Genomic DNA, 18,595 nt, shown 5'->3' with positions numbered 1-18,595 from the left:
CAATGTAACTAGCGTAAATATAGATGCAATAAAAATCCGTATCATACCATAAAAGTTAATGTACATCCAATCCACTAAAATTTATTTCACTTACCGCAACATCTAAATACTTATCGCCCTTATATATTTCCATGATCTCAAATGTCAATACCAGGTCCTTGTTCTTTACGGTTGACCGGGTTGCCGGAATGCTAAACGTTTGCGAAGCTGTTGTATCGGCAAGCTCCAGTATAGCATAAGGCTTATTGTTAATATACAGCTTAAACTTCCTGACCCTTGAATTTGCTTTGAATAGATCATAGTTTTTGAGGTAACCATTGTAGATCCTGAATTCGTTTACTCTCGGCGACAAAGGCTTAAAGTGAAAATTGATCTTCTTACCCACCACACCCTTTGTAGTGTCGGGCACCCACGCAGTGAGCAAATCAAAATCGTGAATATTGTCTGGCTTATAACTTGTACTTCCCTTCAAATAAGCATCAGATGTTACCTTATACATTTCACCACCACAATACCAGCTACAACCCGGGCCTTCTGATACCGGACCATACCCATTATCTAAACTGTCTAAAAAGGTTCTTTCAACTGAACTCAAATCGTCATAGCTCAGGCTGCCATCGCCCAACTTCCGGTTCTTCTCAATAACTGTTTGCCATAAGGCCTGCTCTTGTTTGGAATAATTGTTGGGCGTACCGATAGTTGGCTTCATGATCTTTACGGTTTGCCCAAACGACACTATTGAAATAGTCGTTATCAAACAGGTAAGGATAGATTTCATTATATTTTATTTGTACAACCCCATAACACTCGCCTGGTAATTTTTATTATAAAATGTAGGTTAAAAAAGTAAGAAAAGAAGCAACCGTCAACTCATATTAATCATGGCTGGCGCTTTGCATGGGATCATTTGAACTAAAGTTGGTTTCAAAAGCATAATTTAAGCGGGTGGCTAACGCCTTTCGCTTTTCCTGCGCAAATATGTTGTCATTGATATAAGACCAAAGTGCTTCACTACCCGTTTCGGGATATTTTTTCACTAAAGCAGTCATGTGCTTATCACCATCAAAAACTTCGAGTTCTGTAACCGTTAATTCTTTGGAGAAAAGACTTTTTCCTGCGCCATTAGGTCCGGCCACTATAAAAAGCGCAGGCTTAATCATGCTGTTGTAAAACCTTAATTACTTTTTCTTCAGAATTGTTGATATTAATTTCTATAAGCTCAGTGCGGCCGTTGGGGTATTTATGAATGAATTGGTTTGGCTTTACGCACAGTTCATTTCGATAAATTATAGGCAGGTTCATCGCTTTTACTGTTACCATTTCTTCTTCCAAAACAGCTTTTAACCTGCTATCCTGTTCTTCCTTACTTAATTGAAAAATAGTTTCGTAGAAGCCATATCATTACTTATTTAGCCTAAATAAAAAATAACGAATTCGCGGCTGAACCACAAAAACCGTAGTTTGCGACCAAATCACACCTTCTTTTTAATGGGCAATATAAAAGACCTGCAGGAGCAATTGTTAACGGACGATAGAAAAGCCCCCATTTCAGGGTTGTCGCTCAACCCCGATGACCATATTGTTGTTCTAAAAAACTACCGCTTTCATAAACAACTCACGCTTGAGCTCTATCTGGCCGGTACCACCCAAACCGGCAAGCTAAAGAACCCATTAAAACTGGTTAACCCTTTTGATGCTGCCTTAAAAGCCAAACAGCTCGATGAATTAAAATTCCTAACCGCATTAAGCCGTTTTCAAAACAATCCTACCGCAACCAAATCTGCTGCAGATATTGAAGCGCTTAAGACCGTTATGTTGAACCCGCTCGCCCTGCGATTCTTTTATCACGAACCGGAGTTCTCTGAAAACGTAACGGCCGGCTCATTAAAAGAAGTGAATATTGGCGATGCCATTAAAGATATACACCTTTCCATTCGCAAAGAAGATGAATGGTATTACATAGTTCCGCAAATACAGTTTGCAAATAAGACCGTCACTTTTGGTGATATTGAGATCAAATACGATTACTTTATACTTCGGGGTGAATCTATTCACCTGTTATCTAAATTTCACCTGCTGAAACTTGCCCGCTTCTTTAAGCAACAGCCATCGGGTTTAAAGCTGCATCAATCAGAATACTCAAACGTGCAGCAAAACATTCTGGCCAAACTGGAAGACCTCATCAGCGTTAATTATGCTTTTGTTGAACCGGGTAGTAAAATGCAAGTGAAACAAAGCGGTGTAAACGAACTGGAGAAATTCATCTATTTATCTGACCTCGACAATTACGTGCTTATTAATCCTGTAATGAGATACGGTTCGGTAGAAATTCCGGTGCTTACCAAACGGCAGATCTATACCCAGGATAGCGAGGGCGAAGTATTCGCCGTTGACCGCGATAATAATGCAGAAATAAAGTTTATCTCTTTGCTCTTACAACAACACGAAGATTTTGAAGAACAACTTGAAACCGACCTCCCCTACTTCTACCTGCATAAAAAGCGTTTTTTAAATGAAGATTGGTTCCTAAACGCCTTTGAGCAGTGGCAGGCTGAAGGCATTATGGTGCTGGGCTTTAATCAACTTAAAGGCAATAAGCTCAATAGCAATAAAGCTAAAATTACCATCAGGGTTATTAGTGGGTTAGACTGGTTCAATACCAGCGTGGAAGTTCGCTTTGGCAAGAAGAAGGTTTCGTTAAAGCAATTGCAAACATCTGTGCGTAACAAAAGCAAGTTTGTACAGCTGGACGATGGTACGCTGGGAATTCTGCCCGCCGAATGGTTAAAAAAGTTTGAGGACTATTTCAACGCAGCTGAGGTAGTTGACGAAGTTTTACAAATACCCAAGTTCAATTACGAAGAAGTTAAACTTCTTTTCCGTGACGATGAGCTCGACGAATCTGTTAAAAAAGAGATCGCCGTATTTGAATCGAAACTCAAAGAGGTTGATTTCTCCAACGAGGTAATTATACCCGAAGAACTGAATGCTTCTTTACGTGAATATCAAAAGCAGGGCCTTGCCTGGCTGAACCTGCTCGACGATTTTAACTTCGGCGGTTGTCTGGCCGATGATATGGGTCTTGGTAAAACCCTTCAGATCATTGCTTTTATTTTAGCCCAGCGCAAAAAGACAACACAGAATACCAACCTGGTGGTGGTGCCTACTTCGCTTATCTTTAACTGGCAGGCAGAAGTAGAAAAATTCGCCCCTTCCATAAAAATGCTTACGCTGTATGGCGCCGGCAGAATAAAGGACATCACGGTGTTCGATAATTACGAGCTTATTTTAACGTCTTACGGCACCCTGCTTTCTGACATAACATTTCTTACAAAATACAGGTTCAATTATGTTTTTCTCGATGAATCGCAAAACATCAAGAACATTGAATCGCAACGCTATTATGCCGCACGGCAGTTACAGAGCCGCAACAAAATAGCCATTACCGGTACACCGGTGGAAAACAATACATTCGATCTGTTTGCACAACTTTCATTCGCATGCCCCGGACTGCTTGGCAATAAACGATCATTTAAAGACCTGTTCTCGATTCCCATAGATAAATTCAAAAGCAGCCGCCATGCGTTGCAATTGCAGAAAAAGGTGGCGCCATTTATTTTACGAAGAACAAAAAGAGATGTTGCCCGCGAGCTTCCGGAGAAAACAGAAATGGTATTGTATTGCCCAATGGAAGAACCCCAGCGTAAAGTATATGAGGCCTATGAACAGGAGTTCCGAGATTATATTGCCGGAAGAACAGATGAAGAAATTGAACGTAACTCTATTCATGTATTAAGAAGCCTCACCCGGCTGCGACAGATCTGCGACTCGCCACTTTTACTGCCCGATGAAAAGTTGTTTGGCGACAATAGCGCAAAAATTGAAGTACTGCTTGAGCAAATAGAGAATAAAGCCCAATATCACAAAGTGCTCGTGTTCTCACAATTTGTATCGATGCTTGAACTTATAAAAAAAGAACTGCAACACCGGGGTATCGCATTTGAATACCTTACCGGTAGTACAAAAGACAGGCAAGGTGTAGTAAATCATTTTCAAAATAACCCGGCTGTGCGGGTATTTCTCATAAGCCTTAAAGCCGGCGGCACTGGTCTTAACTTAACCGAAGCCGATTATGTGTACCTCGTTGATCCCTGGTGGAACCCGGCCGTTGAGAACCAGGCTATCGACCGCAGCTATCGCATTGGCCAAAACAAAGCAGTGATGGCGGTAAGACTTATTTGTCCTGATACGGTTGAAGAAAAAATAATAAAATTGCAGGCTACCAAACGGGCGCTATCGAGCGATTTGCTGAAGTCGGAAGCTTCTTTCTTTACTTCTATAACAAAAGCAGAATGGCTTTCAATGCTCGATCATTAGCAAAGACCACTTATTTCACCAACTGTTTCTTTAGCCACTCCAGCGACTCCTGGTTGGTTTCTTCAAAACGCCAGTGACCGGTAATGGGTGTTATTACAATTGTCTTTGGGGCCTTAATAGTATTGATGGCTGCAAATACCGAAGTGGGCGGACAGGTATTATCATTATACCCCCAGGAATAAAAGCCCGGAGCAGTAACCTGTTTGGCAAAGTTTACTACATCATAATAACTGATGGTCTTTAATTTTTCCGGCGTATTGTTCACCGGTTGGTTGCCCTTGTTTAACATATGCGGCCAACCGCCGGCGCGGCCATGCAGGTAGCCTGTTATATCGCACAGGGCCGGGTAAAAGGCTGCCAGGCTGGTTACGCGTTTATCGAGCCCGGCCGTAACTATTGACAGCGCTCCACCCTGGCTGCCACCAGTAACAACTACATTCTTTCCGTCCCAATCGGGCAGGCTGCACAGGTAATCGATGCTGCGCACACAACCCAGGTACACCTTTTTGTAATAGTAGTTATCGCGGTCATCGAGTTTAATGGTCATATAATCACCCAGGGCGCTGCTGATATTTTTGTACGTTTCTACATCGAGCATGGGCGATATACCATGGATCTCAATACTGAGGCTGATATAACCCTGTTCGGCATACGCTGTATAGGGAAGTATACTTTTTACTCCGGCGCCGGGCGGCGTAAACAACACCGGGTATTTACCGGGCGCTTTTGGCTTGCACAGGTAACCATACAAACGTTGCCCCTTTTTATAGTTCTGCAGGTTTACCAAAAACACATCAACGGTTGTTGTTGCATATTGCGGCAATGGCGTTAATTCAACATCCATTGGCACCTTTGCCGCCTCGGCTTTTGCATTATCCCAAAACTGCAGAAAGTCGGCCGGCATGGGAACAGTAGGCACTATTTGCTCAGGCGAGTACGCCAGTTTTATAAGGTCACTATAACTGCGGCCATTGTATTCCGTTCTTACCACCAATTGTCTTAAGCCGGGTTCATGGCTGGTGCCCACTTCTATTTTCCCCTGACCGTTCTTCAGCACCAGGCTTCCCTTTTTTTCAGCAGGCAATTGCTCGGGCCCTATTTCATAATTGATGGTGGCATTGCTAACCGGTACGCCAAACCGGTAAACACTTACCTGCACCGTGGCATTCTGATCTGTTTTGTAATTCCAGTCGGCCGCATCGGGTGTAAGCACAAAATCGATCATCTTCAAAGGGGCAGCAGCATTCTGCGCCACAGCAATTGAAGTAACTAACAGGAGGGAAACAATCAGTCGTAATTTTTTCATTGTAAATAATTATCTGAACTTGGGGTAATTTTTTGGTAAAAGCAGTTTATCATAAGCCATTATCGTAGCCTCGCAATAACACCCACATTTTAAAACATTCCAAAATTAACTAATATGCTTAGAGGCGCTCAGCGGCTGGCTGTTCTTATTTTCATTTTCTCAATGGTATGCTTATTTTCCGCCTGGTGTAATTTACTGAAAAAGAATGCCCGTAACCCACCACCGGCTGTGAACCCTAAAGCATCAGTTATTTACAATACATGATAAAATAAATAGCTATTTTGGCCGTTGACAAATATAAATTAATAAGCAGCCCTTTTATGGTTATTCCTTACAACAAAAAACTGTTGATCGTTACCTTACTCCTCTTGATAGGCGCCACTATCGTATGGCGCATACTTGAACACAATAATGATAAAAAGAACATACAACTGGTACTGCAACCCCAGGTCGGTGATATATATGAAATGGCTACCGAAAACGGTCACTATACATTACTGAAAGTAGGAAAGGTGGCCGGCGAATCGGTTCTTGTTCATATCAATGAATATGAAGCCAATAAAAAATCGCAGATCTCGCAATTAAGAGATGAACCCTTTAGACCTGAGGAAATCCTGTTTACCAAACAAACCCTTCGGGTAATGCTAAAGGAAGGTAAGATCCTTAATGTGGAGAGGTAGTTTACGAGTTAACAAGTTAACAAGTTGACAAGTTGACGAGTTGACGGGTTAACAACTAATACAGCGGGTCTGCATTGCTGTTTAGTATTTCAATAAATTCTTTAAAATTGTCGGCTACCTTTTCGGTCCGGTCGTAACTCTTATAAATACCAGGCTGGCCTTTAATGAAGCCAATTTGGTGACTGTTGATCATAAAATCGCAAAAAGCAATAAACTCATCATCATCGTTCCCCTGGTACTCGGCCCAAATAACTTCCAGCGGCCACAGGTAAAACATATCCTTATTCATGTCACTATTTTCAAACCCATTTACCGCCTTATAAAATTCGTAAAAGTCGTTTGGGAAAGAAAAACCCAGCCATTGCTCCACTTCGGCAATATAACTCTCCAAAGCGCCCGACTGCAGTGCAACACCTTCCCTTTTCCAGGTTAAAATAGCCTCATTTATCCAGGGTACTGGCGAATTCATTGATCAATTATTATATTGTGCAGGTTATTGATCAAAATACATCAATTTCTTGCAAATTACATTACCAGTAACCGATATGAGAAAAATAGTATGCGGCCTTTTTGCCGTGGTAGTATTAACCTGTTGCGACAATAACGATAAGGCGGTAACCAAAAAAGCAAAACCCGGTACAGCCCGTAAAACCGGCGCCAATAAACAACAGGAGAAAAAAGGCCCTTTTAAACTCGATCTGTTCGCTGCCCCTGCCAGTATTGATGGCTGCAGCGAAACCTTCACTTACGATACCTGTAAACCAGACAATTACAGATACGTCTTCGTATCTGATTACGGCGACAACCACTTTATTAAAGTAAAAGGCAAACAAATTCGCCTTACAAAAGATAGCAGTCCATCAAATGAGCTTAATACTAAAAATTATATTAGTGTTTACCATGGCGGCGGCTTTAAAGTAGTATTGAAACTGAAAGTAGTTGAACAATATGAGGAAGCGGCTATGTATAAAGGCACTATTCAAATAACCGGCAATAAAACCGACGCCACGTTTAAAATACATGGCGTTGGCGGCTGTTAACTATTCAAATCCATACCTATGACAACATCAAAAGCAACTAAAAAACAGGTTTGGGACCTGGCCCTTACCGGGGTAGCCATCTTACTAATTGCATTTGCAATAAACCTGAAATTTGTTTACGAATGGGTGTTTAAAGATTCATTCAATCTTGAGCTGAAGAGTTTTGAATTCAATTTATTTGTGTTCACGCCACTGGCGGCTTTGGCGCTCACGCTTGCAGTGGCAGTAGTGTATAGAGTAATCGTAAACGGAAGCAGCCGTACCAATAAAATATTGAAGTTCCTGTCGCTGGCCTTATCTATGCTGTTGTTGCTTTTTCTATTAGTAACCCTTATTATTTTGTAACCCTGCCATGACCATGAAACAACTTTTCTATCTTATATGCCTGTACGCTGTTTGCAGTTGTGGCCAACAGGAACCCATTAATGCAAAACCCGGCACAAAAGAAAGCAAGCATAAAAAAACGCTTGCTTACTTTTTTAACATCGGCATCGATACGTTGGAAGTGTCATCACCTCAGGACTCAAGCAGCTATTTCTATGGCAAAGAAATAGACAGCGCCGGCGCCATGATGTTCCCTGAAGACATTCGGCAAAGGCATTTCAGCGATCCGCCGCAATTGTTTGGTATTTTTAAATTCGCTATCGACAGCAACCGCCTGGGCCTTATTGCCCGAACACCTTCTGAATATGTACCCTCTTCTATTAAGCTTTTCTTTTTCGATCTTAAAAAAGATACCATCACCAATTATATTGAACTGGGCGAAACCTGGGGCGATGCCGGTGATTTTATGCAATTGAACTCCTGGCTTTTCAGAGATAGCAGCAAGCATTTACAAACCCTTATATGGGAACACCAGGGGCACGACAATAGCGTTGACGATCCTAAGGATACAACAATAGCTACAGCAGACTACTACACGCTGCTCGATATATCGACACCGCGCATAGATACCATTTTTGAGAGAAAGGAAAAACTGCCCAAACAGTTTGAACAACTGGTAAAGGCAAAACCTAAAAAGTAAATTCTTTATACCCCAATCAGCCAGCCGAATTTTCCTGCGCCTTATAGTTGCTGAAATACTCCCTTATCAGCGCCGTATACAATTTATTCCGGGTTACATTCAACCGCACCTGTGCGGCCCGGCTTAACTCCTCATTGCGCATAATGCCCCGGGCAATACTATTTGCCTCGTACATAATTTCGTGATTTTTTTTCTGTTTAGGGCTGAGCGTTCTTTTGCTCATGTTGGGATACTTACTTACGACGATCTTATCGCCGTACTTCTTAAAAACTATTTCTTTATTCAGCTGCCCCGATAATTGGAGAAAGACACTGTTACTAATAGCCATAAGCAATCGTTTGTATCATAAATATAAGAAATACCTAACATATATGTCTGGTCTTAGGGTCAACTTAGGGTATTGCTAGGGTTATACTGGGGTCATCCTGGGGTTGAAACCCTAAGATAACCCCAGGATGACCCTAAGATGACCCCAGGATGACCCTAGGATGAGAGGTTACACAGACATGGTTTTAAGGTGGGGCACCCTTGCCGAACAGCCCGCCGTACCATTCAGGGTGGGCACCCTTTGAAAAGGGTACCCACCCTGCAACAAAAAACCCCGCCTTGCGGCAGGGTTTGTATAAATTTAAATATTAGAAGAGTAGGAATTAGTCGCCCCAGATCTCATCTTTTCCGTCTATCCAGGCTTTTACCAGGTCGGTAGTTACTGACTTCGGACGCTCCAACGCAAAGCCAAGTGCTCTGTCCCAAATAAGGCTGGCCAGTACACCAAGTGCACGGCTAACGCCAAACAATACAGTATAGAACTCATATTCAACCATTCCGTAATGAACCAGCAGCGCACCGCTATGTGCATCTACATTTGGCCATGGGTTCTTAACCTTACCCAGCGATTCTAAAATTGGCGGAACTACATCGTACACGTTCCAAACAATTTGTACCAATGGATCTTCGGGGAAATGACGTTTTGCAAAATCCTGTTGTGCACTAAAGCGGGGATCGGTTTTGCGTAATACCGCGTGGCCGTAACCAGGTACTACTTTTCCTTCACCCAGGGTTTTCTTAACATATCCTTCAATCTGCGCTTTGGTAGGAACTTCAGTTTTCAGTTCTTTCTGCATTTCCGTGATCCATTTAACCACTTCCTGGTTAGCCAAGCCATGTAACGGACCAGCTAAACCATTCATACCTGCAGCCAGGCTCAGGTAAGGATCGCTCAGCGCAGAACCAACCAGGTGCGTTGTGTGGGCCGATACGTTACCGCCTTCGTGGTCGGCATGTATGGTCATATACAAACGCATCAGTTCTTTAAAGCTCTCATCTTCGTAACCCAGCATGTGAGCGAGGTTACCTGCCCAGTCGAGCAAGCCGTTGGGCTGAATATGTTGATTGTTGTGATATTTACGACGGTAAATGTAAGCTGCTACACGGGGAAGGCGGGCAATAAGGTCCATTGAATCATCGAACACGGCATCCCAGTAGTCTTTCTTATTCATGCCTTCTGCATAACGGCGGGCGAAGTTACTTTCAGTTTGCAGGGCCATAATACCGGTTACAAACATCGTCATGGGGTGTGCAGTAACAGGTAAAGCATCTATGGCAGCAAACACGTGGTTAGGTACGTGTGAGCGGCGTTGCCAGCTTGAGGTAATGTAATTAACGGCTTCTTCATCGGGCAGCTCGCCAATAAGCATCAGGTAAAAGAGTCCTTCGGGCAATGGTTCGGTACCACCCGGCACTTTTGGTAAATGCTTTTGTAATTCGGGAATAGAATATCCGCGGAAACGGATACCTTCTTTTGCATCGAGTAACGAAGTTTCGGACACCAGGCCGGTAATGCCACGCATACCCTGGTAGATCTGAGAAAGTTGAACTTCTCCGATCTTTTTACTACCATGTTGCTTTAACAGTTCTTTTACGTCGGCTGCAGAGGCTTCTGCCTTTATCTTAAACCTATCCTTAAGAATTCCCATGATGCAGTATGATTATTTGTAAATATGTAATTATGAAGCAATTTAGCTAGCTAAAGTTATAACAAACCCTCACAAAACCGCAAAATTAATTCCACAACAGCAACAATTGAAATAAACAACAATCGTTTGCTTATATTAATATTTTCTTAATGCATATATTTATTTGGGTGCAATACGATACATCCAAACTGCAAACATAGAAAATATGATATTGGGCGTCCACGCTGCCAGCATTGGCGGAAAGCTTCCTTTTGTAGAGAAGGTGAGTGAGAACTTATCCATTACTACAAAGAAAGCTGCCGATATAATGCCCACTGCCAGGTGCAATCCGCTACCACCTCTTGTTTTGCGCGATGCTATGACCGCGCCAATCATGGTTAGGATGAACACTGATATTGGGTTGGCATCGCGCCGGTACCGTTCTACTTTATAATCATTCAGGCCTTCTGACCCCCGCGCCTCTTCACCTTTTATATACCGCACCAGTTCGGGGGTGGTCATTTTATCTTTCAGGTATTTGTCGAACTTGATCTCGTTGGGCTTAAGGTTCAGGTTCATCGTCATTTCGGGAATCACCTTTGTTATTTCCTTTACGCCTTCGATCTTACGTTCTGTAACATTTTGCAACTTCCAGATCTTTTTGGCCGTATCCCAACGCAGGTAATCGGCCCGCAGGTTATACACCAGTTTGGTACCATTAAGCCGGTTGAGGTAAAAGTCGTTGGCCGATTTGCTGCTGGTATCGTAATTGCGCATACCGGCAAAGGTGTTTGTATTTACCCTAAAGTAATAACTGCGGGTACGTTTGGCCGCCTCACCTTGTTCGTAAGAGCTTTTACTGTCGATGTATTGGGTTTGAAAGTTAGCGCGCAACAACATGGCCTTAGGTATCCAGTATTGGGTAGCCACCCAAAATATTCCGCCCATTAATAAGGCCCCCAAAAAGTATGGGCGCAGCATACGGTTAAATCGAACGCCACCAGCTAAAATAGCCACCAGTTCACTTTTGCCCGCCAGTTTTGAGGTGAAGAAAATGGTGGCAATGAACACCATCAGCGGAAATATCATGGATATGATGAAGGGAACGAATCCGAAATAATACAGGGTAATGATCTTGGAAGTGGGTAACCCCGATTTTACAAAGTCATCAGCTTTCTCGCTGGTATCGATCGCTACGGCAATTACACAAAAGATCAATACCATGAACACAGTCGTAGAAATGAACTTCTTTAATATGTACCAGTCGAGTTTTTTTATCATTCGGTAAGCTGCAAATGTACGGCGTGGCAAATGTAGTTGAAAAAAGGCCAGTTTGGTAGACTTTAACGAACTCTAATTGAACTTTAAGAAAACGGAACCATAATGTGATAATTTGATAATGTGCTAATGTGATAATTTAGGTGGTTACAGGGGCTTTGGGTGGAATTTGTGTAACTTGTTTGGTGAGAATGGAAGCCGGCAATCGACAATAGTGTCCGAAACTTCAAGCCTCGCGCGGTCGTAAAACGTGAAACGGCAAATGGTTTCCGAAGTTTCCAGGCCCGGTAATCGTTGCGAGTCTCAAACTAAGAACTGAGAACTATGAACTATGAACTGAGAACAGTGAACTGTAAAACACTCAAACCAAGATAATGATGATTAGAATCACATCCTTACTTCTTCTTGTATTAGCTGTGACCAACGTTAGAGCACAATATGAAAAGAAGGAATTTATTAAGGGTACCGATACCCTGCGCTACCGCCTGCTTTATCCCGTAAATTATGAGGCCGGCAAAAAGTACCCATTGATCATGTTCCTCCATGGCTCTGGTGAACGCGGCAATAATAACGAAGCCCAACTGGTACATGGCGGAAAAATGTTTGCCGATTCTGCCCTGCGCCAACAATTCCCGGCTTTTGTTGTGGTTCCGCAATGCCCCAATACCGATTTCTGGGCACGCCTAAAACGTGATCCCGAGAAAAACGACTCCTTAGGTAAATTCAGGTTCGACAGCAACCAGCCTATTGGCCCCAGCCTGAGCCTGGTTAGCCAACTGCTCGATTCGCTGGTAGCCACCGGAACGGTAAATAAAAAACAGGTGTACCTGGGCGGACTGAGCATGGGTGGCATGGGCACCTTTGAGTTGTTATGGCGTAAACCCAATTTCTTTGCCGCAGCCTTTCCTATTTGTGGTGGCGGCGATCCCGATAAAGTTTCAATATATGGGAAGAAATTTCCGATCTGGATCTTCCATGGCGATAACGACCAGGTAGTTCCGGTAAGCAATTCAAGGCTTATGAGAAATGCCCTTACAAACGCCGGCGCCAAAGTGAAATACACCGAATACCCCGGCGTTGGCCATAATAGCTGGGATAATGTGTTTGTAGAGCCAGGACTTCTACCTTGGTTGTTTAAGCAGAAGAAATAAAAAATATTAAGTTCCACATATTAGCCCCGCCTACGATGTAGGCGGGGCTATTTTTTTACCTACAACCGCTATTAATAGTGCTTAAAAATACTTTTTGGAATTCTGCCTATAATTCTTTTACTTTATTATGTAGCACATATAACACAAAACCTAAAACGATTGCTATGAAATTTTACGATTTGGCTTGCCATAACCGGTGCTTACAGGTATGGCCTTTACTCTTATTGGTGTTGGTTTTTGGTTGTAACAAAAAGCAGTCTCCGCAAGAGGCTGTTCAACAGGAAAACAACGAAAGAACAGCAACCACCGAAGCAACTCCCATTCATACCAGTATGAGGCTTTTTGATGGCGGCAATGAAAGCATTTACCACTCTTTTCGCATCCCCTCTATTATCAAAACCAAAAACGGCACACTGGTGGCTTTTGCAGAAGGCAGAAGGTGGAGCCCCAGTGATTACGGCGATATCAATGTGGTGTTTAAAAGGTCAACAAATAATGGCTCAACCTGGTCGGCCCTTGGTGAAGTGGCCGCCAGTGGAAGCGGCACCTGGGGAAACCCAACAGCAGTATACGACCCTAACCTGGGTACAAACGGCAGGCTCTGGTTGTTTATGTGCTGGAATGATGGCGCCATTGACGAATGGGCCGATTTTGACAGCTGGGGCGACAGAAAGGTTTATTCATCCTATAGTGATGATCATGGCGTTACCTGGTCAACTCCTGTAGACCGCACCAGTACACTGGTACCACCTACTTATAAATGGGATGCGGTGGGGCCCGGCAATGGTATTGTAACAGCTTACGATCACCCGGGCCGGCTTATTATTCCTGCATTGGGCCGAAATATTTACAGCGACGATCATGGCGTTACCTGGCAATATCAACTTATACCAGGCACTACCGATGAAAGCACCATTGTAGAACTGATGGATGGACGTTTAATGAGAAATGACCGCCCCAATAGCAGTACATGGGCAACCGCCAAAAAAAGAAGAAAATCATTTGGCACCATTGAAGGCGGCTTTGGGTCATTTGCGCCCGATAATGCCCTAACAGATCCTAAATGTGAAGGATCGATGATCCGGTACAATACCGATGACCCTGCAAGAATATATTTTCTGAACCCCAATGATATCGATCAACGCTGCAACATGACAGTACGCATTAGTTATGATGAAGGACAAACATGGGCAAGAAGCAGACCTGTTTTTGATTGGAACACCTGTGACTATGCAAATATTACAGTTGCAAAAGGTGGTTACACAAGTATGGCAAAAACTGCCGATTATTGCGTGGGCGCATTAATTGAGATCAATGAAGATGTTCATAGCAGCAGCACCAGTAACAAATCAATTGAATTCCATAAGTTCAATCTTCCCTGGATATTAAATGGAAGTACGGAACCGTGAAACGGCCGGCAAACGTGAAACGGCAAACGTGAAATGCTACCGAGTTGCAAGGCTAATAACTGCTTGGCAGGCCTCATGCGGGCTCAGCAGCTGCTATGTTTCGCGAGGCTTTGGCTAAAAAGGAATGCAGAACTGTAAGACCGTTGCCGTTTCACGTTTCACGTTTTACGCCCTACAATCTCGTTTGCAACCTCGGCACCATTTCATTCTTCCAGCTCAAAAAATCGCCCTTTATAATATGCTCCCGCGCCTGGCGAACAAGCCATAAATAAAATGCGAGGTTATGTACGCTGGCGATGGTAAGTCCCAGTATCTCTTTTGACTTTACCAGGTGGCGTAAGTAGGCTTTGTTATAATGATTGCTGATGTGCGCATCAATTCCATCATCGATGGGCGAAAAATCGCTCTCCCACTTCTTATTATCAATATTAATAACGCCCTGAGAAGTGAACAGCATGGCATTGCGGCCATTGCGGGTAGGCATTACGCAATCGAACATATCTACTCCCAGGGAAATGCACTCCAGAATGTTCCAGGGAGTACCCACCCCCATTAAATAACGGGGTTTGTTTACCGGCAGGTTATCGCAACAAAGACCGCACAGGTCATATAACATGTTTTCGGGTTCGCCAACGCTTAACCCGCCAATGGCATTACCAGTAGCTTCTTTTGAGGCTATGTATTCGCAGCTTGCCTTGCGCAGGTCGGTATAGGTACTGCCCTGTACAATGGGAAACAGGTTTTGCGTATAACCGTATTTATCGGGCGTTTCGTTAAAACGTTTAAAGCAACGGTCGAGCCAGCGATGCGTAAGGTGCATTGACTTTTCGGCATACTTGTAATCGCTGGGGTATGGCGGGCATTCGTCAAATGCCATAATGATATCGGCGCCAATTGAACGTTGAATATCCATCACCGCTTCCGGCGTGAACATATGGCGCGAACCGTCGATGTGCGATTGAAATAACGCACCGTCCTCGGTGAGTTTGCGGGTGCCTGCCAGTGAAAATACCTGATAACCGCCGCTATCGGTAAGAATGGGCCTGTCCCACCCTTTAAAACGGTGTAAACCACCTGCCTTTTGAAGTATCTCGGTGCCGGGGCGCAGGTATAAATGATAGGTATTGCCTAAAATGATGGAGGCATTTATTTCTTCTTTCAGCTGCTGTTGACTCACCGCCTTTACACTTCCTACAGTACCTACAGGCATAAAGATGGGCGTGGCAATTTCACCATGATCGGTGACAATATGTCCGGCCCTGGCTTTTGACTGATCATCGGTATGTTGTAAAGTAAATTGTAATGCGGCCATTGTTTGTTTAATTGGGGTGCAAAGATAATAGGTTGCATCCGCTTTATTACACCCTGTACAGATGGCAAGTTGCAGGTACCGGTTTCCGGTTACCGGTCGCCAGGGCCCGAAACGCGGAGTACCGAAATAATTTCAGCATGCTGCACATAAATCCCGGAAACATGGAACCGGAAACCGGTAACTGTTTCATCATTGATACATAGATACATTTATCTCTATGATTGTTGATTCAGGTGGGTACAACTTCAAATTAAAAACTCATTAGTTTATCATATTTTCGTGCAAAACCTTCACGGAACCGTGCCTAAATTAATTGCTTTTATGGGCGAGATACAAACGTTTTTCATAACCTGGTGGCCTTGGATCCTGTTTTCTGTTTTTTGTCTGGTTACATTGATCCAGTTAATTTATTATATAGCGTTTTTCAGAAGAGTAGCGTTTTATAAAGAAGAAAAAAAAGAGAAATCACAAACCCATGCAGTGAGTATCATTGTGTGCGCTCGTGATGAAGCAAACAATCTTACCAAATATTTGCCCGGTGTACTGGTGCAAAATTACCCTTCCACGCATGAGGTTATTGTAGTAAACCACAATAGCCAGGATGAAACCCGTTACCTGCTCGATGAATTTAAAAAAACATGGAAGAACCTGCAGGCAATTAATCTTGAGCAGGAAGCACTGGGCATTCCCGGTAAAAAATATCCTCTTTCAATAGGTATTAAAGAAGCCAAACACGAAATATTATTGCTTACCGATGCCGATTGTGTACCTGCATCGGAGTTTTGGTTACAGAAAATGCAGGACGCATATCACGATGGAGTTGAGATCGTATTAGGCTACGGCGCTTATAACAAAAAGCCCGGCATTCTTAACAAACTCATTCGCTTTGAAACATTCCATTCAGCATTACAATATATGTCATACGCCCTGGCCGGTTTACCGTATATGGGTGTGGGAAGAAACCTGTCGTATAAGCGGGAATTGTTCTTTCGCAAAAAAGGTTTTTCTTCTATTAACCACGTAGCCAGTGGCGACGACGACCTGTTCATTAACCAGGTAGCCACCAAACACAATGTAAATGTGGTGCTCGATCCCGAAGCGTTCACTTTGTCGGAACCCAAACGCCGGTTTGGCGATTGGATACGCCAAAAGAACCGCCACTATAGTACCGGAAAATTCTATAAACCAGTTCATAAGTTCCTGCTGGGATTATATTCAACCTCTCACTTTTTACTGTACCCGCTGTTTGTGTTATGCCTGGTCTTCTTCGACTGGCGCTTAACCCTGGGCGTATTTGGAATACGTTTCCTGTGGCAGGCAATTGTATACTACAACGCCATGAAAAGGATGAATGAAAAAGATCTTTTTTACTGGTGGTGGATATTAGATATCTGGATGTTCATACATTACTTCATCTTTGCTCCTTCAATATGGAGAAAGCCAACCAAAAACTGGCACTGATAACTAAGTATTTCAGTGACTTTACCGACACACAGTTGCAACAGTTTGCCGCATTGGAAGAACTGTATAACGACTGGAACAGCAAGATCAACGTTATTTCGCGTAAAGACATGGAAGGTCTTTATGAAAAGCATGTGCTGCATTCATTAACGATTGCAACTGCTTTTGAGCTTCCGGCCGGGTCAAACGTAGTTGACCTGGGTACGGGTGGCGGCTTTCCGGGTATACCGCTCGCTATCTTTTTCCCCGAAGTGAAATTCCTGCTGGTTGATAGTATTGGCAAGAAATTAAAAGTAGTGGATGCCGTAGCCGAAGGGCTTGGACTGAAAAACGTTACTACCCGCCATACCCGCGTAGAGGATATCAAAGACAAGAAGTTTGACTTCGTAGTATCAAGAGCTGTTGCGCCATTAAAAGATCTGTGGAAATGGTCGAAGCCTATACTGAAAAAGCCAAACCCCAGCAGCACTACCCAACCACCCGGACTTATTTGCTTAAAAGGTGGCGACCTGCATGCAGAAATAAGCGAAAGCGGCTGCCGCCCGCGTGTGATGGAGATCTATGAAATATTTGCAGAAGAATATTTCAAGGAGAAGTATATGCTTTATGTTCCTTCCTGAGTAAGTGAAGCTTTTGTGAATATAGGTTGCTGTTACAGGTTGCAGGGTGCAAGGTGCCGGTTTCCGGGCTTTTGCTTCGCCAGGCTGATTATGAATAACAGGTAAATGCATTTTGTATTCCTGGTAACAGGCACCTGAAAACCGGGATTCTACAACTATCAAGCTATCAACCAGTAACAATAAGCACTTTTATTTACAGTGAGTAAAACTACCTCAAAGTGGTATTTTACGTTCCCGCAAAAAACTGAACTTTGTACCATGATGGATATTACTGTATGTATCGTAGATGATACAAAAGATATAAGATCTGCATTGGAACAGATCGTTACTATGTCGGAAGGATACCGGTTATTGGGGAGTTGTTCATCGGCAGAGGAAGCGATGGTTAAGATCCCCGATCTGAAACCGCAGATTGTGCTGATGGATATAAACCTGGGTGAAGGAGAAAGTGGCATTGATGTGGTGAGGCACCTCAAGGCAGAATACCCAGATATCCTGTTCATGATGTGTACCGTGTATGAAGACGATGAAAAGATCTTTGAGGCATTGAGCGCCGGCGCCAATGGTTACATTCTCAAAAAAACAGCCCCGCATAAATTACTGGAAGCCATACGCGAACTACAGGAAGGCGGCGCGCCCATGAGCAGCCAGATAGCCCGCAAAGTAGTAGCTGCCTTTCAGCAAAACAAAGCCGGCGAACAAGCTACAGAGAATACACTCAGTGTTTTATCGAACCGCGAAAAAGAAATACTTGAATTACTGGCTAAGGGCATGCTGTATAAAGAAATTGCCGCCAGTTTATTTATCAGTCAGGAAACAGTGCGTAAACACGTATATCATATATACGAGAAATTACATGTTAATAACCGCGTTGAGGCCATAAACAAATTCTTTGGCCGATAAGCGCAAGCAGAAAACAACAGCAAAATTACCCACAAAGTAGTATTGCGTAAATTGTAATACGTAGCTAGCTTTGCACCAG

The 18,595-nt window shown here is 43.4% G+C and carries 18 protein-coding genes; 10 read left to right on the top strand and 8 right to left on the bottom strand.

Annotated features, from left to right (window positions below; translation table 11 throughout):
- Positions 1-55 precede the first annotated feature (55 nt).
- Together GGD38_RS26315 and GGD38_RS26310 are read right to left on the bottom strand one after the other, a co-directional pair.
- On the bottom strand, positions 56-778 hold the full coding sequence (locus tag GGD38_RS26315) for a hypothetical protein (RefSeq protein ID WP_375296615.1): 723 nt from the start codon (positions 776-778) through the stop codon (positions 56-58).
- Between the two features lie 97 nt (positions 779-875).
- The gene (locus GGD38_RS26310; protein ID WP_375296616.1) at positions 876-1,160 is read right to left on the bottom strand and encodes a hypothetical protein; all 285 of its coding nucleotides are present in this window, start codon (positions 1,158-1,160) and stop codon (positions 876-878) included.
- A gap of 301 nt (positions 1,161-1,461) precedes the next feature.
- Between GGD38_RS26310 and GGD38_RS26305 the strand changes: the two genes are divergently transcribed.
- On the top strand, positions 1,462-4,377 hold the full coding sequence (locus GGD38_RS26305) for a DEAD/DEAH box helicase (RefSeq protein ID WP_375296617.1): 2,916 nt from the start codon (positions 1,462-1,464) through the stop codon (positions 4,375-4,377).
- A 10-nt stretch (positions 4,378-4,387) separates the two neighbouring features.
- On the opposite strand, the gene GGD38_RS26300 is transcribed toward GGD38_RS26305, so the two are convergent.
- Positions 4,388-5,683, bottom strand: coding sequence for an acetylxylan esterase (locus GGD38_RS26300; protein WP_375296618.1), 1,296 nt, complete (start codon positions 5,681-5,683; stop codon positions 4,388-4,390).
- 320 nt (positions 5,684-6,003) lie between these two features.
- Here GGD38_RS26300 and GGD38_RS26295 point away from each other — a divergent pair, with 320 nt between their 5' ends.
- Positions 6,004-6,363, top strand: coding sequence for a hypothetical protein (locus GGD38_RS26295; protein WP_375296619.1), 360 nt, complete (start codon positions 6,004-6,006; stop codon positions 6,361-6,363).
- A 55-nt stretch (positions 6,364-6,418) separates the two neighbouring features.
- Here GGD38_RS26295 and GGD38_RS26290 read toward each other — a convergent pair whose 3' ends face one another.
- Complete coding sequence (locus GGD38_RS26290; RefSeq protein ID WP_375296620.1) at positions 6,419-6,832, bottom strand: SMI1/KNR4 family protein; 414 nt, start codon at positions 6,830-6,832, stop codon at positions 6,419-6,421.
- 76 nt (positions 6,833-6,908) lie between these two features.
- On the opposite strand from GGD38_RS26290, the gene GGD38_RS26285 reads away from it, so the two are divergent.
- Genes GGD38_RS26285 through GGD38_RS26275 form a run of 3 tightly spaced genes read left to right on the top strand, consistent with a single transcriptional unit; the run spans position 6,909 to position 8,427 of the window.
- Positions 6,909-7,403 carry a hypothetical protein gene (locus GGD38_RS26285; RefSeq protein ID WP_375296621.1) on the top strand — a complete coding sequence of 165 codons (495 nt, stop codon included), beginning with the start codon at positions 6,909-6,911 and terminating at the stop codon, positions 7,401-7,403.
- An 18-nt stretch (positions 7,404-7,421) separates the two neighbouring features.
- Positions 7,422-7,748, top strand: coding sequence for a hypothetical protein (locus GGD38_RS26280; protein WP_375296622.1), 327 nt, complete (start codon positions 7,422-7,424; stop codon positions 7,746-7,748).
- 13 nt (positions 7,749-7,761) lie between these two features.
- Positions 7,762-8,427 carry a hypothetical protein gene (locus tag GGD38_RS26275; RefSeq protein ID WP_375296623.1) on the top strand — a complete coding sequence of 222 codons (666 nt, stop codon included), beginning with the start codon at positions 7,762-7,764 and terminating at the stop codon, positions 8,425-8,427.
- Positions 8,428-8,443: 16 nt separating this feature from the next.
- On the opposite strand, the gene GGD38_RS26270 is transcribed toward GGD38_RS26275, so the two are convergent.
- The 3 genes from GGD38_RS26270 to GGD38_RS26260 form a co-directional block, all read right to left on the bottom strand.
- Positions 8,444-8,755 carry a hypothetical protein gene (locus tag GGD38_RS26270; protein ID WP_375296624.1) on the bottom strand — a complete coding sequence of 104 codons (312 nt, stop codon included), beginning with the start codon at positions 8,753-8,755 and terminating at the stop codon, positions 8,444-8,446.
- A gap of 322 nt (positions 8,756-9,077) precedes the next feature.
- The gene (locus tag GGD38_RS26265) at positions 9,078-10,403 is read right to left on the bottom strand and encodes a citrate (Si)-synthase, eukaryotic (RefSeq protein ID WP_375303905.1); all 1,326 of its coding nucleotides are present in this window, start codon (positions 10,401-10,403) and stop codon (positions 9,078-9,080) included.
- Positions 10,404-10,562: 159 nt separating this feature from the next.
- Positions 10,563-11,663 carry an LptF/LptG family permease gene (locus tag GGD38_RS26260; protein WP_375296627.1) on the bottom strand — a complete coding sequence of 367 codons (1,101 nt, stop codon included), beginning with the start codon at positions 11,661-11,663 and terminating at the stop codon, positions 10,563-10,565.
- A gap of 371 nt (positions 11,664-12,034) precedes the next feature.
- Here GGD38_RS26260 and GGD38_RS26255 point away from each other — a divergent pair, with 371 nt between their 5' ends.
- Both GGD38_RS26255 and GGD38_RS26250 read left to right on the top strand, forming a co-directional pair.
- Complete coding sequence (locus tag GGD38_RS26255) at positions 12,035-12,811, top strand: dienelactone hydrolase family protein (protein ID WP_375296628.1); 777 nt, start codon at positions 12,035-12,037, stop codon at positions 12,809-12,811.
- Positions 12,812-12,975: 164 nt separating this feature from the next.
- The gene (locus GGD38_RS26250) at positions 12,976-14,220 is read left to right on the top strand and encodes an exo-alpha-sialidase (protein ID WP_375296629.1); all 1,245 of its coding nucleotides are present in this window, start codon (positions 12,976-12,978) and stop codon (positions 14,218-14,220) included.
- Between the two features lie 172 nt (positions 14,221-14,392).
- Here the strand turns inward: GGD38_RS26250 and tgt are convergent, their stop codons facing one another.
- Entirely contained in the window at positions 14,393-15,532 is a 1,140-nt protein-coding gene (gene tgt / locus GGD38_RS26245; RefSeq protein WP_375296630.1) for a tRNA guanosine(34) transglycosylase Tgt, read from the bottom strand.
- Between the two features lie 321 nt (positions 15,533-15,853).
- Between tgt and GGD38_RS26240 the strand changes: the two genes are divergently transcribed.
- The 3 genes from GGD38_RS26240 (at position 15,854) to GGD38_RS26230 (ending at position 18,516) form a co-directional block, all read left to right on the top strand.
- Positions 15,854-16,993, top strand: a complete 1,140-nt coding sequence (locus GGD38_RS26240) for a glycosyltransferase (RefSeq protein WP_375296631.1) — start codon at positions 15,854-15,856, stop codon at positions 16,991-16,993.
- Positions 16,963-17,613, top strand: coding sequence for a 16S rRNA (guanine(527)-N(7))-methyltransferase RsmG (rsmG, locus tag GGD38_RS26235; RefSeq protein ID WP_375296632.1), 651 nt, complete (start codon positions 16,963-16,965; stop codon positions 17,611-17,613). Before GGD38_RS26240 ends, rsmG begins: the two co-directional genes overlap by 31 nt.
- Before the next feature lie 258 nt (positions 17,614-17,871).
- The gene (locus tag GGD38_RS26230) at positions 17,872-18,516 is read left to right on the top strand and encodes a response regulator (protein WP_375296633.1); all 645 of its coding nucleotides are present in this window, start codon (positions 17,872-17,874) and stop codon (positions 18,514-18,516) included.
- The last annotated feature ends 79 nt before the right edge of the window (positions 18,517-18,595 follow it).

The sequence above is a fragment of the Niastella sp. OAS944 genome, assembly GCA_024809215.1.
Lineage (GTDB): Bacteria > Bacteroidota > Bacteroidia > Chitinophagales > Chitinophagaceae > Niastella.
Note: the sequence above shows the minus strand (reverse complement) of the source record. Positions and strands in the feature narration are given on the sequence as shown.